Origin of the sequence: Candidatus Megaera polyxenophila, from assembly GCF_029982035.1 — a bacterium.
Taxonomy (GTDB): Bacteria; Pseudomonadota; Alphaproteobacteria; order Rickettsiales; family Rickettsiaceae; genus Megaera; species Megaera polyxenophila.
The window spans coordinates 279,247-292,646 of sequence record NZ_CP104166.1 but is presented as its reverse complement, the minus strand read 5'-3'; the positions used below and the strand labels follow the sequence as shown (position 1 = coordinate 292,646).

19 protein-coding genes and 1 pseudogene are annotated in these 13,400 nt (G+C 34.0%); 10 read left to right on the top strand and 10 right to left on the bottom strand.

Going from position 1 to position 13,400, the window contains the following annotated elements; all coding sequences use genetic code 11:
- Positions 1-16 precede the first annotated feature (16 nt).
- Complete coding sequence (alaS, locus tag N3Z16_RS01460) at positions 17-2,662, top strand: alanine--tRNA ligase (RefSeq protein WP_282486471.1); 2,646 nt, start codon at positions 17-19, stop codon at positions 2,660-2,662.
- A gap of 43 nt (positions 2,663-2,705) precedes the next feature.
- Here the strand turns inward: alaS and N3Z16_RS01455 are convergent, their stop codons facing one another.
- Positions 2,706-2,969 (bottom strand): hypothetical protein, encoded by a 264-nt coding sequence (locus N3Z16_RS01455; RefSeq protein ID WP_282486469.1) that lies wholly within the window; start codon positions 2,967-2,969, stop codon positions 2,706-2,708.
- Between the two features lie 282 nt (positions 2,970-3,251).
- Between N3Z16_RS01455 and N3Z16_RS01450 the strand changes: the two genes are divergently transcribed.
- A complete protein-coding gene (locus N3Z16_RS01450; protein WP_282485819.1) occupies positions 3,252-3,635 on the top strand; it encodes a hypothetical protein in 384 nt (127 codons plus the stop codon).
- A 10-nt stretch (positions 3,636-3,645) separates the two neighbouring features.
- Here N3Z16_RS01450 and N3Z16_RS01445 read toward each other — a convergent pair whose 3' ends face one another.
- Positions 3,646-4,050, bottom strand: coding sequence for a hypothetical protein (locus tag N3Z16_RS01445; RefSeq protein ID WP_282485820.1), 405 nt, complete (start codon positions 4,048-4,050; stop codon positions 3,646-3,648).
- Between the two features lie 181 nt (positions 4,051-4,231).
- Here N3Z16_RS01445 and N3Z16_RS01440 point away from each other — a divergent pair.
- The 4 genes and pseudogenes from N3Z16_RS01440 to N3Z16_RS01425 form a co-directional block, all read left to right on the top strand.
- Positions 4,232-4,522, top strand: a pseudogene (locus N3Z16_RS01440) (hypothetical protein); the annotation flags it as partial.
- Positions 4,523-4,639: 117 nt separating this feature from the next.
- Entirely contained in the window at positions 4,640-5,539 is a 900-nt protein-coding gene (locus tag N3Z16_RS01435) for an Rpn family recombination-promoting nuclease/putative transposase (RefSeq protein ID WP_282486467.1), read from the top strand.
- A 49-nt stretch (positions 5,540-5,588) separates the two neighbouring features.
- Positions 5,589-5,777, top strand: a complete 189-nt coding sequence (locus N3Z16_RS01430; RefSeq protein ID WP_282486466.1) for a hypothetical protein — start codon at positions 5,589-5,591, stop codon at positions 5,775-5,777.
- A gap of 288 nt (positions 5,778-6,065) precedes the next feature.
- Positions 6,066-6,470, top strand: a complete 405-nt coding sequence (locus N3Z16_RS01425) for a hypothetical protein (protein ID WP_282485820.1) — start codon at positions 6,066-6,068, stop codon at positions 6,468-6,470.
- A 10-nt stretch (positions 6,471-6,480) separates the two neighbouring features.
- Here N3Z16_RS01425 and N3Z16_RS01420 read toward each other — a convergent pair whose 3' ends face one another.
- The 3 genes from N3Z16_RS01420 to N3Z16_RS01410 form a co-directional block, all read right to left on the bottom strand.
- Positions 6,481-6,864, bottom strand: a complete 384-nt coding sequence (locus N3Z16_RS01420) for a hypothetical protein (RefSeq protein ID WP_282485819.1) — start codon at positions 6,862-6,864, stop codon at positions 6,481-6,483.
- Between the two features lie 92 nt (positions 6,865-6,956).
- Complete coding sequence (locus tag N3Z16_RS01415; protein ID WP_282486465.1) at positions 6,957-7,217, bottom strand: CHASE domain-containing protein; 261 nt, start codon at positions 7,215-7,217, stop codon at positions 6,957-6,959.
- 217 nt (positions 7,218-7,434) lie between these two features.
- The gene (locus N3Z16_RS01410) at positions 7,435-8,205 is read right to left on the bottom strand and encodes an IS630 family transposase (protein ID WP_282486933.1); all 771 of its coding nucleotides are present in this window, start codon (positions 8,203-8,205) and stop codon (positions 7,435-7,437) included.
- 86 nt (positions 8,206-8,291) lie between these two features.
- Here N3Z16_RS01410 and N3Z16_RS01405 point away from each other — a divergent pair, with 86 nt between their 5' ends.
- Entirely contained in the window at positions 8,292-8,591 is a 300-nt protein-coding gene (locus N3Z16_RS01405) for a transposase (protein WP_282485684.1), read from the top strand.
- Between the two features lie 7 nt (positions 8,592-8,598).
- Positions 8,599-9,417 (top strand): IS3 family transposase, encoded by an 819-nt coding sequence (locus tag N3Z16_RS01400; protein WP_282485683.1) that lies wholly within the window; start codon positions 8,599-8,601, stop codon positions 9,415-9,417.
- Between the two features lie 42 nt (positions 9,418-9,459).
- Here N3Z16_RS01400 and N3Z16_RS01395 read toward each other — a convergent pair whose 3' ends face one another.
- The 3 genes from N3Z16_RS01395 to N3Z16_RS01385 form a co-directional block, all read right to left on the bottom strand.
- Positions 9,460-9,741, bottom strand: coding sequence for a helix-turn-helix domain-containing protein (locus tag N3Z16_RS01395; protein ID WP_282486464.1), 282 nt, complete (start codon positions 9,739-9,741; stop codon positions 9,460-9,462).
- Between the two features lie 62 nt (positions 9,742-9,803).
- Entirely contained in the window at positions 9,804-10,376 is a 573-nt protein-coding gene (locus tag N3Z16_RS01390; protein ID WP_282486462.1) for an MASE1 domain-containing protein, read from the bottom strand.
- A complete protein-coding gene (locus tag N3Z16_RS01385; protein ID WP_282486460.1) occupies positions 10,370-11,287 on the bottom strand; it encodes a response regulator in 918 nt (305 codons plus the stop codon). The genes N3Z16_RS01390 and N3Z16_RS01385 overlap by 7 nt, the downstream gene beginning before the upstream one ends.
- Between N3Z16_RS01385 and N3Z16_RS01380 the strand changes: the two genes are divergently transcribed.
- A complete protein-coding gene (locus N3Z16_RS01380) occupies positions 11,281-11,553 on the top strand; it encodes a helix-turn-helix domain-containing protein (protein WP_282486459.1) in 273 nt (90 codons plus the stop codon). The two genes, N3Z16_RS01385 and N3Z16_RS01380, sit on opposite strands and share 7 nt — an antisense overlap.
- Positions 11,516-12,316 carry an IS630 family transposase gene (locus N3Z16_RS01375; RefSeq protein WP_341850337.1) on the top strand — a complete coding sequence of 267 codons (801 nt, stop codon included), beginning with the start codon at positions 11,516-11,518 and terminating at the stop codon, positions 12,314-12,316. Before N3Z16_RS01380 ends, N3Z16_RS01375 begins: the two co-directional genes overlap by 38 nt.
- 148 nt (positions 12,317-12,464) lie before the next feature.
- Here N3Z16_RS01375 and N3Z16_RS01370 read toward each other — a convergent pair whose 3' ends face one another.
- A complete protein-coding gene (locus N3Z16_RS01370) occupies positions 12,465-13,133 on the bottom strand; it encodes an HlyD family type I secretion periplasmic adaptor subunit (protein ID WP_282486932.1) in 669 nt (222 codons plus the stop codon).
- Between the two features lie 26 nt (positions 13,134-13,159).
- Positions 13,160-13,399 carry a transposase gene (locus N3Z16_RS10880; protein ID WP_410519628.1) on the bottom strand — a complete coding sequence of 80 codons (240 nt, stop codon included), beginning with the start codon at positions 13,397-13,399 and terminating at the stop codon, positions 13,160-13,162.
- Between the last annotated feature and the right edge of the window lies 1 nt (position 13,400).

The window sequence follows — 13,400 nt, the reverse complement described above, 5'->3', positions numbered from 1 at the left end:
ATTTGTAAATTTAGAAATGTCAAAATTCACTACGACGCAGATTAGAAACACTTTCATAGATTACTTTGTTAAAAATAACCATACTTACGTACCTGCTAGTTCTTTAGTACCACAAAATGACCCGACATTAATGTTTACTAATTCCGGTATGGTACAGTTTAAAGACGTATTTACCGGTATCGATAAAAGAGATTATAATAAAGCTACTTCAAGCCAAAAATCTGTAAGAGCTGGCGGTAAGCATAATGATCTTGATAATGTAGGTTATACCGCAAGGCATCATACATTTTTCGAAATGCTTGGTAATTTTTCTTTTGGCGATTATTTTAAAGAAGAAGCTATTTATTATGCGTGGAACCTACTAACCAAAAGTTTTTCAATTCCTAAAGAGAAATTATATGTAACCGTGTTTCATGATGACGAAGAAGCAGTAATTTACTGGAAAAAAATAGCTAACTTAACTGATGAAAGAATAATTAGAATTGCTACAAATGATAATTTTTGGTCAATGGGAGAGACAGGCCCATGTGGACCATGTTCTGAAATTTTCTATGACCATGGCGATAAAATATTTGGCGGTCTGCCGGGCACAAAAAACGCTGATGGGGATAGATATATTGAAATCTGGAATCTAGTATTTATGCAGTTTGAGCAGATAAATAAGGATACTAGGATTGAATTGCCAAAAAAATCCGTTGATACTGGAATGGGTCTTGAGCGAATCTCAGCAGTAATACAAGGCGTACATGATAATTATGATATTGATTTATTCCGAGAAATAATAGGCTATACCGAATCGCTATTAAAAGTAAAAGCTACAGGTGAAGAACTTTTTTCCTACAGAGTAATAGCAGATCACTTACGTTCATCTGCATTCTTGATTGCGGATGGTGTTATGCCATCTAACGAAGGACGGGGATATGTGCTAAGAAGAATTATGCGCAGAGCCATGCGCCACGCTCACCAGCTAGGAGCATCAGAACCTTTAATGTATAAATTATTACCAAAACTTGTAGATTTGTTTGGCCATACCTTTCCTGAAATAAAAAGGGCAGAAGATTTTGTTAGTAGCATTTTAAAACAAGAAGAGGAAAGATTTAAAGTTACTTTGGATAGAGGACTAAAACTCTTAGAAGAAGAGACTAGAACCTTACCTGCTAATTCTACCTTATCCGGAGAAGTAGCGTTCAAGCTTTATGATACATACGGATTTCCTTTAGATTTGACTCAAGATATATTAAAGAAAAAGAACATAGCAATTGATAATGCTGGTTTTGAGCAAATGATGGCCGAGCAGAAAGAACGAGCAAGAAGTACTTGGATTGGTTCTGGAGAGTCAAAAACGGATAATATGTGGTTTGATCTCTTGTCTGAATTTGGCTCTACTGAGTTTCTTGGATATTCCCTTAATAGTTCAGAAGCCAAAGTTCTTGCGTTAATTATAAACGGCACTCGTACTAGGCAAATATCCGAAAAAGGTAAAAAATTTACTTTAATTACCAATCAAACCCCTTTTTATGGTGAATCTGGAGGGCAAATGGGAGATATTGGTTTTATTAACTCGGAGCATGGTAAAATTAAGGTCCTAGATACCCTAAAATATTTAGGAAAAATACATGGTCATATTTGTGAGCTTGAGGAAGGCCTTGTTACTGAAAATGATGAAGTCAAACTCACCATCGATAGTTATCACCGCAAATACCTTAGAATGCATCATTCTGCTACTCATCTGCTGCATGCTGTACTCAGAAGCGTCCTGGGTAATCATATTACTCAAAAGGGGTCGCTAGTAGCTCATGATAGGTTGAGATTCGATATTAGCCATCCAAATGGCTTAACCTCTGCTGAAATTAATCTGATTGAAGATAAAGTAAACCAGATTATAGTAGATAATTCACCCGTACATACAAAATTAATGTCTACTGATTCTGCTATTGAATCCGGTGCTATGGCACTATTTGGCGAAAAATATGAAAATGAAGTAAGAGTAGTTTCAATAGGTAATGAAAATGATAAAGAAAACCCTTACTCTTTTGAACTCTGCGGCGGAACACATGTATCTAGAACTGGTGATATAGGGATATTCAAAATAGTGAGTGAAAGTGCAATTGCTGCTGGGGTTAGAAGAATTGAAGCCGTTTGTGGTACTTATGCTCTTTCTTTTATTAGGGAAAATGAAAAATTACTGGCCACTATTATAAATAACCTCAAAACTAATAAGCAGGATGTTTTACAAAAACTAGATTCCCTTATTCACAGTAAAAAGGAGCTAGAAAAGGATCTAGAAAAAAAACAGCTAGAAACTTTATCCTTAACTGCAGAGGAAATTAATAGAATTGCTAAAGATATCGATAATATTAGATTAATCTATAAGCAGATTGATAATGTTAACTCTAAACTACTGCGTATGGCACTACAAGATATGGTAAAAAATCATAATAATCTGGTTGTGGTATATACTAGTAAATTAGATGATAAATTATCAGTATTAGTTGGGGTGTCTAAAAATATAACATCTGAGTATAATGCCGGTAACATTGTAAAAAAATTAACTGGTTTTATTGGTGGGAGTGGTGGTGGACAGGCAGACCTAGCACAAGCAGGAGGCGGGGATATTGAAAAACTTACAATACTTGAAAAAGAACTGCCTAATTTCCTATAACAAAAAATCAGAAGCTCTCTTATAGAGGAGAAAGATAAAAAACTTACTCACTAAAAGGGGTAAAAATTTCCGGTAGGTTATGAACATAGCTACCCTCTGCATCCTGCCCTTCTCCCAGAATATTAACAGCAGGGCCAGAAGTAGCTAAATCCATAGCCTCCAGATTTGTTACCAGAAGCACGGGTGCGATAACTGAAGTATTAGTTGGTACGTTGATTTCTCCCCAAGTAGAAGCCGTAACTGGAATTGGAACGACCGGAATAGGGCTTTCACTAGTTACTTGTGGATTCGTTACAGTCAAGGTCATAGGACAATATTTCTTTAATTTATTTTATACACTCAAGGAGTTAAAAAGCTTTTAAACTGTACTACTTATGGTAGTATAGCGTGCTTTACAAGTTGTATCAACTAGAAAGTTTGATGACTTAAGTTATTCATTACTACTCGCTTCTTCTCCAGAAACTTGCTCTGTTTCTGTGAACTCATTGCGGGTTTGAATTTTTACGAAATAAAACCATTATAGCCTTGTATTTAAAAGGTTTGTAGATATATTGAGTATTCATTAATTTTATTTAAGTAACCAAATAGAATGAGCAGAATTAGACGATACAACAAGCTTCCTACTGTTTTGAGAGAAGATGAATTTAACGAATTTGTCTTACCGCATCTTAAAAAAGGCACACGTGGTCCAAGTAAAAAGATATCATTTTTCAAATTATTTAATTACATTCTTAAACTCATGCATACTGGTTGCCAATGGGAACAGATACCAATAGACAAAAATAAAGACGGCATGCCAGAAATTCACTATACTAATATCTATAATGCTTTTAAGTTCTGGGTTAAGCACGGATGCTTTGATAAGATTTTCGAAGCTTCGGTGGCAAGGTTATTTAAAGCTGGAATGCTTGATACTGATATATTACATGGTGATGGTACTTGTACTTCTGCTAAAAAAGGGGTGACAACTTAGGGTATAATGGTCATAAACACACTAAAGGAGACAAGGTTGTACCGTTTTGTGATAGAAACTGCAATGTTATTGCGCCTTTTGTTACTGCTCCGGGTAATAGGAATGAAGGAATCCTGCTTACTCCTGCAATATCAAACTTAAAAAAGATTGTAAAACTAATAGGTATAGATCTCAAGGAAAGTACCATGAGCTTAGATGGTGTATATAATTCACGTAAAAATCGTAAAGCAATTTTTAATCTTGGCATGACTCCTAATATGCCAGAGAATAAAAGGAGTCGCAAGAAATCTAAGCGAGGAAGAAAGCAAACTTTTTGCCGGAAAATCTTTAAAGAAAGGTTTAGAACGATAGAGAGAATATTTGCCTGGGAAGATAAATTCAAACGGTTGTTACTGAGATTTGAATTCCACAGCATAAACCATTATGCTCTGAAAACTATAGCCTACAGCATGGTTAACCTGCGGCATTTTTGTGGATAACGGCTAAGCATGGATTAAACAAGGTGCGGATGAAGCTAAAGGGAGAATACTGCCCAAATTGCCAAAAATTAAGCAATTTGATTATAAAATCATCAAAAATTCCAATACAAAAGCTGCAGTTCCAAAATCTTATCGACGAGAATAAAAACCCACCCGTTTTTAAACTATGAAACCAGCAATGAGTTCGTTGAAATACAAATACGCACTAGGGAAATGCACAATATAGCTGAAAATGGTGAAGCTGCGCATAGTAGATATAAACAAAATCAAGAACAACAGACTGTTACTCCTAGAGAACTTAACCTTTTAACGAAAGCTTATGAAATTTTAGATCAAGGTAACTTAACAGAAACTGCTTTATTTGCTTATTTACAAAAGATACAGATTATTTGGAATGTAGTTTTATAGCACTTCAAAATAAAACTAATAACGATAATTGTTATAAAAACCCTTAAACACCAATAAAACTATGGAACTTCTAAAGGTTTTGTGATATAATATTTGTAAGTATTTATAACGGTAATTATGGAAAAAATATCTCCTCGCGTGGACTTGGCCTTCAAGAAAATCTTCGGTGTCGAAGAGAATAAGGATTTACTTATTTCTCTTATAAATTCTATTGTTGGCACGGAAGATCAGGTAAAAGAGGTTACTTTACTGAATCCTTATAATCCTAAAAACTTTAAACAAGATAAATTATCAATACTAGACGTTAAAGCTACCAATCAGGACGGCAAAAGATTCAATATTGAGATTCAGATCAGTGACGAAGCTGATTATGATAAACGGGCTCTTTATTACTGGGCAAAATTATATACCGAGCAGCTAAAGGTAGCACAGGATTATTCAGCTCTATCTAAAGCCATAGGTATTCATATACTGAACTTTACTTCCATTCCACAAGCAAAAAATTATCATAACGTTTTTCACATTACGGAAAAAGAGAACGGGTTTGCCTATTTTAAGGACTTGGAATTACACACTATAGAGCTCAATAAATTTACCAGTGATTCAAGTGAGGAATTAAAGGATATAGTTGCCAAAACCAGAACCGCTCTTGATATCTGGGTTGCATTTTTAACCAGACATGATTTACTGACAGCTGACAGGTTACCTAAAGAACTAGATGATAAGAATCTGAAGAAAGCGCTACATGTATTGGATGTCCTTAACTTTAGCAAAGAGGAAAGAGAACTTTACGAAGATCATCTTAAATGGCTAAGGATAGAAGCCAATACGCTAAAGAAAGCTGCAGCAGAAGCTTTAGCTGAAGGCATCTCCATTGGTGAAGCTAGAGGTATTGAGAAAGGTATTGAGAAAGGCAAATCTGAATTAATAAAAATGATGCTTAACCAAGGTAATCCAGTTGACAAGATTGCTAAAATCACTGGCTTATCAATTACCGAAATCAAAAAGTTTATTTAACTATTAAAGTTTTTTATTCTTTGTGATATATACTAAACCAACAAATATAATGAGAAGAAAAACCCTACGTGATCTTGAGTATCTTAAGCAAAACTATGAACCGGCTGAAATACAGAAACTTTTAAATAGTAGTAAAATTAAAAGAGAAGTGTATCAAGAATTGAAAGTATCTGAGTATGTTTTAAATAATTATGAACTCATTGCGGGTTTGAATTTTTACGAAATAAAACCATTATAGCCTTGTATTTAAAAGGTTTGTAGATATATTGAGTATTCGAACTCATTGCTGGTTTCATAGTTTAAAAACGGGTGGGTTTTTATTCTCGTCGATAAGATTTTGGAACTGCAGCTTTTGTATTGGAATTTTTGATGATTTTATAATCAAATTGCTTAATTTTTGGCAATTTGGGCAGTATTCTCCCTTTAGCTTCATCCGCACCTTGTTTAATCCATGCTTAGCCGTTATCCACAAAAATGCCGCAGGTTAACCATGCTGTAGGCTATAGTTTTCAGAGCATAATGGTTTATGCTGTGGAATTCAAATCTCAGTAACAACCGTTTGAATTTATCTTCCCAGGCAAATATTCTCTCTATCGTTCTAAACCTTTCTTTAAAGATTTTCCGGCAAAAAGTTTGCTTTCTTCCTCGCTTAGATTTCTTGCGACTCCTTTTATTCTCTGGCATATTAGGAGTCATGCCAAGATTAAAAATTGCTTTACGATTTTTACGTGAATTATATACACCATCTAAGCTCATGGTACTTTCCTTGAGATCTATACCTATTAGTTTTACAATCTTTTTTAAGTTTGATATTGCAGGAGTAAGCAGGATTCCTTCATTCCTATTACCCGGAGCAGTAACAAAAGGCGCAATAACATTGCAGTTTCTATCACAAAACGGTACAACCTTGTCTCCTTTAGTGTGTTTATGACCATTATACCCTAAGTTGTCACCCCTTTTTTAGCAGAAGTACAAGTACCATCACCATGTAATATATCAGTATCAAGCATTCCAGCTTTAAATAACCTTGCCACCGAAGCTTCGAAAATCTTATCAAAGCATCCGTGCTTAACCCAGAACTTAAAAGCATTATAGATATTAGTATAGTGAATTTCTGGCATGCCGTCTTTATTTTTGTCTATTGGTATCTGTTCCCATTGGCAACCAGTATGCATGAGTTTAAGAATGTAATTAAATAATTTGAAAAATGATATCTTTTTACTTGGACCACGTGTGCCTTTTTTAAGATGCGGTAAGACAAATTCGTTAAATTCATCTTCTCTCAAAACAGTAGGAAGCTTGTTGTATCGTCTAATTCTGCTCATTCTATTTGGTTACTTAAATAAAATTAATGAATACTCAATATATCTACAAACCTTTTAAATACAAGGCTATAATGGTTTTATTTCGTAAAAATTCAAACCCGCAATGAGTTCATAGGAAAGAATATTGCTTTTTCTTGACTCTGTAATAAATTTCTACTACCGGAATATTTCTTTATTTGATAATTAATTCCCTCCTTTCTAGCTTGATCTATAAATTTATTTTGGGAATTTATATCCATCTTGGGAGCCCATTGTAGGCTGTATATTTCCGGCGAATGTTTTAGAAGATTACCAATTAAATATTTAAAATTTGACCTATCTACCTGATCATATGCAAGATAAAAATTACTCATTGCGGATATTTCCTCAATATAATTGTGTATCTTGTTTTCAAGCTGAATTATTGCGCTTCTGGCCGTGCTTTCGAGTTCCTGTTGTAATTTTTTATGCTCCCAGTTACTTGCGTTTATAAATAAAATAATTACTATACTAAAAACAGAAATAAGAGGAGTAACTATAAGTATTTTTCGTTTAATACTAATATATTAACCCACCAACTAAATACCCGACTTAGGCGGCATATTTTACTTCTTTCGCCTGAAATAATCTTTTGATATGTTCTGGGTTATTTTGCAGAGTCCTTAGGTAAGATTTTAAATTCCCTTGGAGTTCAGATTTTGTAAGAGGTATATGTTTCCTATTTACATTTCTTTTTAAATCGTTGTTTAAATATTCATCCGGATTATGTTGCGGAGTATACGGAGGCAGAAAAAATAAAGAAATTTTCTTTTTATGTTTCCGAGTCCATATTTGTACTTTTTTGCTATGATGAACCTTGAGATTATCTAGGATTAAGAAGATTTTTTTCTTGGAGTATTTTACCAACCTCCGTAAAAATTCTATAAATACATTTGTTTTTAGTGTCTCTTCGTACAGCATAAACCTTAGCTTACCGTTATTTGTAACAGTGGATATCATGTTTATACTAAATCTCTTCGATTTATGAATCACAACAGGGGTTTTTCCTTTTAAAGAATAGCTTTGTAATACCTGACACTCTTGTTTTATCCCTACTTCGTCGCACCAATGTATTTCTGCCTTTTCATATTCTGCTTGCTTGGCTATTGACGGATATTCTTCATCTAACCAAAATTGAACCCTTTTGGGTTGCTGCTCATATGCTAACTTCTTTGGCTTTTGTGCAGTATACCCCCATCTTCTTAAATATTCGCCTATTGTACTTAGGGGAAGAAAAAATCCACAATGTTTTTTGATGAGTGCATTAACTGATTTTCTTGACCATAATGCTGATTTGATATTGTGATCTTCTGGTCTAGAGATATTTACGTACTATAATGGTACCCAAAAACTGGACTGCTAAAAATGAAGAATGAGATATAATTTCACAACAAGGAAATGGAAATTATATGTCTAAAAAAGCGAAGCAATATAGTGCGACGGAAAAAACAAAAATTGTTATAGAAGCAATAAAAGCTGAAATGACAATAGCACAAATAAGCAGTAAGTACGGGGTTCATGCAACTCAAATACAAGCATGGAAAAAAAGAGGTATAGAAAATTTAGTTAGTGGTTTTCAAGTTAAGCCGGCAACAAAAGATCCAGACAATCAAGATTTGATAAAACAATTATATGAACAAATAGGACAGTTAAGCGTTGAGCGTGACTGGCTGAAAAAAAAATCTACATTGTTTGGACTTGGAAACTAGGAAAAGTATGATTGATAATAATTGTATAAATCTAAGCATTGTTAGGCAATGCGATCTACTTTTAATTAATAAATCTACTTATTATTACAAGGCAAAAGGAATAACTACAAGAGACTTAGAAATAATGAAAGTAATTGATGAAATCTATACAGAGCATCCGTATTTCGGGGCCAGAAGAATGTCCAAGCATCTTGTACCGTTTGGAATTGTTATTGGTCGCAAAGCGGTAAGTCGTTATTACGGAATAATGTCAATAGAAGCCATTTATCCTAAAATGAATTTAAGCAAGCGCAACCAAGCTCATAAGGTATATCCTTATCTTTTAAAAGGCGTTGAAATTACTAAGACAAATCAGGTATGGAGCACCGATATAACTTATATTAGAATGGCACAAGGATTTGTATATCTAGTAGCCATTATTGATTGGTTTAGCCGTTATATTCTGAGCTGGAAGGTTTCTATTAGCTTAGAAAGTGATTTTTGCATCGACGCACTAGAAGAAGCCCTAGAAAAGCACGGTCAACCTGAGGTTTTTAATACCGATCAAGGTTCTCAATTTACGTCAAAAAATTTCATCTACGAACTTGTTAAACGTGAAATCAAGATTAGCATGGACGGTAAAGGTAGGGCTTTAGATAATGTATTTATTGAAAGATTTTGGCGTTCATTAAAACAAGAAAAAATATATTTGATAATTTTAAATACTGTCAAGGAGGTAAAAAATGCTATAACAGATTACATAACTTTTTATAATAGTAAAAGGATGCACCAATCCTTGGAATATTTAACTCCAGAACAGGTGTATTTAACAAAAATTATTGGCTAATATTATAACGCAAATTATATCTCATAATTTCTGATTTTTAGTCTAGACAAATTGGGCCACCTTATACCCTTGTATTATTTTACTTTGATCTTCGGTTATAAGCCTTTTCTCTCCTATCTTTCTACCTCTTAACTTCCCACTAATTGCGTACTTGTCGCCTCTCTTTTCCCTCCTTACCCATTCATTTACTGTCTGGCGACTCACTCCTATTAATTCACCTACCGACGATTGACTCTCTCCTCTTTTTACTAGTTTTAGAGCAATCTTTCTCATCGACGCTTGTGCGCTTATTGATAATTTCCTAAAATCTTCACTTTTTGACATTATTGCATTATACAAATTCCTTCCTTCTTGGCAATAGTTATGTCGGGTATTTAATTGGTGGGTTAATATTCATTGGGGGTAAAGATAGCGACGAGTATAGGGGTACATACAATAATTCCAAGGCTGTTTCCTATCCACCAAGTCCACCAATTATAAAAATAGTTACCAAAGGGAATTATACCTTTAAGATATAAAGAGGTAACGCCTATGGTAGGGGAGGGAATAGAACCTACCATACCGGCTATAATGAATAAAATAAGTATATCGTGCCAGTGAGAAAGCGAGCTGGGATACCCTATAAGTTTTTTTATGATAAAAACAACAGTGAAAGATTCAATAACTGCTCCGGTTGCTATATAAAGAGATATGTCGATGAAATTTAATGTTTTATCAATAAAAAGATCAAGGGAGGAAGTAAAGTTAGTTAAATTTGCGGTCAAAGACCCTAAAAAAACTCCCGGTAATGTTCTGTAGCCAAAAAAAATAACGGCAGCCGCTGCAATACCGGATGCCGGCCATATTGCGGTGGCATTATCAGAAGGAAGAGCTATGAGGAAACCTAATTTTGCTGGAATAAAATAAGCAAGGAAAACGGCAAATATAGAAAATGAATTTTTGGTAATTGATTTTACCATGTAAAACTGTCCTTCCCTGTGTTATCTACTATTGCAATTACTTGGTTTCCTTGTTTATTATACTGGAGAGAGTCGAAAATCATATTAGCTCTAGCGATCCCTCGCCCATGATTATCAAGAGCCCTAGCAGGGTCAACGGCAATAAATTTTTGCCAGGCAAATCCAGAACCTTGATCGGTAACTTTTATTGAGTATTTCTTATCTTCTTTATTAAAAATAACTTCTACAAATTTATTTTTATACTCTTCTAATTCTGACCTTTTTTCTACTTCTTGTTTCCAAGTTCCTGCTGATATCAGTTTTGATTTTTTATCATAGGAAATTTGTAGATTTCCATGCTCAACAGCATTAACTAAGAGGGCAGAAATACCAGGTAAAACCTTATTGGATTCTGGAAAAAAATTTGCAATAAAACAGGACAAATCTTCAGCTTCAGCTAAACTGTGAAAGTTAAATACAGCATTTTTTATTAACTTGAAACCACCTCGGTGTCTTTGTAATTCTTGGGCCAGTAGCTTATGCTGTTTTGATTCATTAACAGCTGACAATAAAACTGATTTCAGGACATTTCCTTGGATAGGTTTTGTCAAATAATAAAATACTCCTTCGTCTATTCCTTCCTTGACTTGTTCCGGTTTATCTAAAACTGTTAACATTATTATAGGAGGTTTTGAAATTTTTTTACTGCTATTTATCCATCTTACTATTTCTATACCATTGATATCCGGCATTATTCTATCAAGTAAAATTGCATCCAGTTTGTCGTGATGCCTCATTATAGTTTCCTGAGCCATTTTACCATTTATCGCTGTAATGATTTCATAATCATTCTGTGCTATTAACCCACCAATTAAATACCCGACATAACTATTGCCAAGAAGGAAGGAATTTGTATAATGCAATAATGTCAAAAAGTGAAGATTTTAGGAAATTATCAATAAGCGCACAAGCGTCGATGAGAAAGATTGCTCTAAAACTAGTAAAAAGAGGAGAGAGTCAATCGTCGGTAGGTGAATTAATAGGAGTGAGTCGCCAGACAGTAAATGAATGGGTAAGGAGGGAAAAGAGAGGCGACAAGTACGCAATTAGTGGGAAGTTAAGAGGTAGAAAGATAGGAGAGAAAAGGCTTATAACCGAAGATCAAAGAAATAATACAAGGGTACGTAAATATCTCTAGACCAGAAGATCACAATATCAAATCAGCATTATGGTCAAGAAAATCAGTTAATGCACTCATCAAAAAACATTGTGGATTTTTTCTTCCCCTAAGTACAATAGGCGAATATTTAAGAAGATGGGGGTATACTGCACAAAAGCCAAAGAAGTTAGCATATGAGCAGCAACCCAAAAGGGTTCAATTTTGGTTAGATGAAGAATATCCGTCAATAGCCAAGCAAGCAGAATATGAAAAGGCAGAAATACATTGGTGCGACGAAGTAGGGATAAAACAAGAGTGTCAGGTATTACAAAGCTATTCTTTAAAAGGAAAAACCCCTGTTGTGATTCATAAATCGAAGAGATTTAGTATAAACATGATATCCACTGTTACAAATAACGGTAAGCTAAGGTTTATGCTGTACGAAGAGACACTAAAAACAAATGTATTTATAGAATTTTTACGGAGGTTGGTAAAATACTCCAAGAAAAAAATCTTCTTAATCCTAGATAATCTCAAGGTTCATCATAGCAAAAAAGTACAAATATGGACTCGGAAACATAAAAAGAAAATTTCTTTATTTTTTCTGCCTCCGTATACTCCGCAACATAATCCGGATGAATATTTAAACAACGATTTAAAAAGAAATGTAAATAGGAAACATATACCTCTTACAAAATCTGAACTCCAAGGGAATTTAAAATCTTACCTAAGGACTCTGCAAAATAACCCAGAACATATCAAAAGATTATTTCAGGCGAAAGAAGTAAAATATGCCGCCTAAGTCGGGTATTTAATTGGTGGGTTAATAAAATAGTTTCAATTATAGTTAACGTTGTTCTATCATCGTCAACAACTAAAATTAAGGGATTATTTTTCATTTTTTCTTTCTCATTATCGAATAGGGCAAATTTATTAAAAGCATTACCAACCTACCGTTCTGTGAATGCAGTAGCAATAGAAGTGTGTATAGGCTTTAACAGATATGCAAGGATAGTTTTACTTCCTGATACTATATCAGCCTGTACAGTCATACCAGGTATAATTAAGTTTCGGGTAGGATCTTTCCCCACATATTTTTTCTCAAGAGATACTTTACCTAAATAGTATCTAGTTCCGTCTTCATTTATAAAAGTAGTTGCCGACACATATTCTAGGTTACCGTTAACAGTTCCGTACCTCGAAAAATCATAGGAACTGACTTTAACTTTTACTAATTGGCCAATTTTTACATAACCAACATCTCTAGGGTTAATTTTTGTTTCAATTACTAATGCCCCTTCAAGGGGAACTATTTCTATAATAACTTTTCCGGATTCAATAATTCCACCAATAGTTTTAACTTTTAAACCTTTAACGTAACCGTATGATGGTGACCTTATATCAAGCCTAGAAATTTGATCGGATAATTTTCGAGTGGCTTCATCAATCTGAGATAAATCTGTATTAACTCTGTTAAGTTCTTGATAAGCTTCATCAATAGCTTTTGCATTAAGAGAATCAAGGCGGTTTTGATACTCCTCAATAGCATTCTTTGCTTGAGATATATCTGACTCCACACTATTTATATCTCCTTGAATCTGATTTAATTGTTTTTGTATATTAACCCACCAATTAAATACCCGACTTAGGCGGCATATTTTACTTCTTTCGCCTGAAATAATCTTTTGATATGTTCTGGGTTATTTTGCAGAGTCCTTAGGTAAGATTTTAAATTCCCTTGGAGTTCAGATTTTGTAAGAGGTATATGTTTCCTATTTACATTTCTTTTTAAATCGTTGTTTAAATATTCATCCGGATTATGTTGCGGAGTATACGGAGGCAGAAAAAATAAAGAAATTTTCTTTTTATGTTTCCGAGTCCATATT

Excerpts from the sequence above, each read along its gene's own strand:
- alaS (WP_282486471.1), top strand. The coding sequence starts at position 17 with ATGTCAAAATTCACTACGACGCAGATTAGAAACACTTTCATAGATTAC.
- N3Z16_RS01455 (WP_282486469.1), bottom strand. The coding sequence starts at position 2,969 with ATGACCTTGACTGTAACGAATCCACAAGTAACTAGTGAAAGCCCTATT.
- N3Z16_RS01450 (WP_282485819.1), top strand. The coding sequence starts at position 3,252 with ATGAGCAGAATTAGACGATACAACAAGCTTCCTACTGTTTTGAGAGAA.
- N3Z16_RS01445 (WP_282485820.1), bottom strand. The coding sequence starts at position 4,050 with ATGCTGTGGAATTCAAATCTCAGTAACAACCGTTTGAATTTATCTTCC.
- N3Z16_RS01435 (WP_282486467.1), top strand. The coding sequence starts at position 4,640 with ATGGAAAAAATATCTCCTCGCGTGGACTTGGCCTTCAAGAAAATCTTC.
- N3Z16_RS01430 (WP_282486466.1), top strand. The coding sequence starts at position 5,589 with ATGAGAAGAAAAACCCTACGTGATCTTGAGTATCTTAAGCAAAACTAT.
- N3Z16_RS01425 (WP_282485820.1), top strand. The coding sequence starts at position 6,066 with ATGCTGTGGAATTCAAATCTCAGTAACAACCGTTTGAATTTATCTTCC.
- N3Z16_RS01420 (WP_282485819.1), bottom strand. The coding sequence starts at position 6,864 with ATGAGCAGAATTAGACGATACAACAAGCTTCCTACTGTTTTGAGAGAA.
- N3Z16_RS01415 (WP_282486465.1), bottom strand. The coding sequence starts at position 7,217 with ATGAGTAATTTTTATCTTGCATATGATCAGGTAGATAGGTCAAATTTT.
- N3Z16_RS01405 (WP_282485684.1), top strand. The coding sequence starts at position 8,292 with ATGTCTAAAAAAGCGAAGCAATATAGTGCGACGGAAAAAACAAAAATT.
- N3Z16_RS01400 (WP_282485683.1), top strand. The coding sequence starts at position 8,599 with ATGATTGATAATAATTGTATAAATCTAAGCATTGTTAGGCAATGCGAT.
- N3Z16_RS01395 (WP_282486464.1), bottom strand. The coding sequence starts at position 9,741 with ATGTCAAAAAGTGAAGATTTTAGGAAATTATCAATAAGCGCACAAGCG.
- N3Z16_RS01390 (WP_282486462.1), bottom strand. The coding sequence starts at position 10,376 with ATGGTAAAATCAATTACCAAAAATTCATTTTCTATATTTGCCGTTTTC.
- N3Z16_RS01380 (WP_282486459.1), top strand. The coding sequence starts at position 11,281 with ATGTCAAAAAGTGAAGATTTTAGGAAATTATCAATAAGCGCACAAGCG.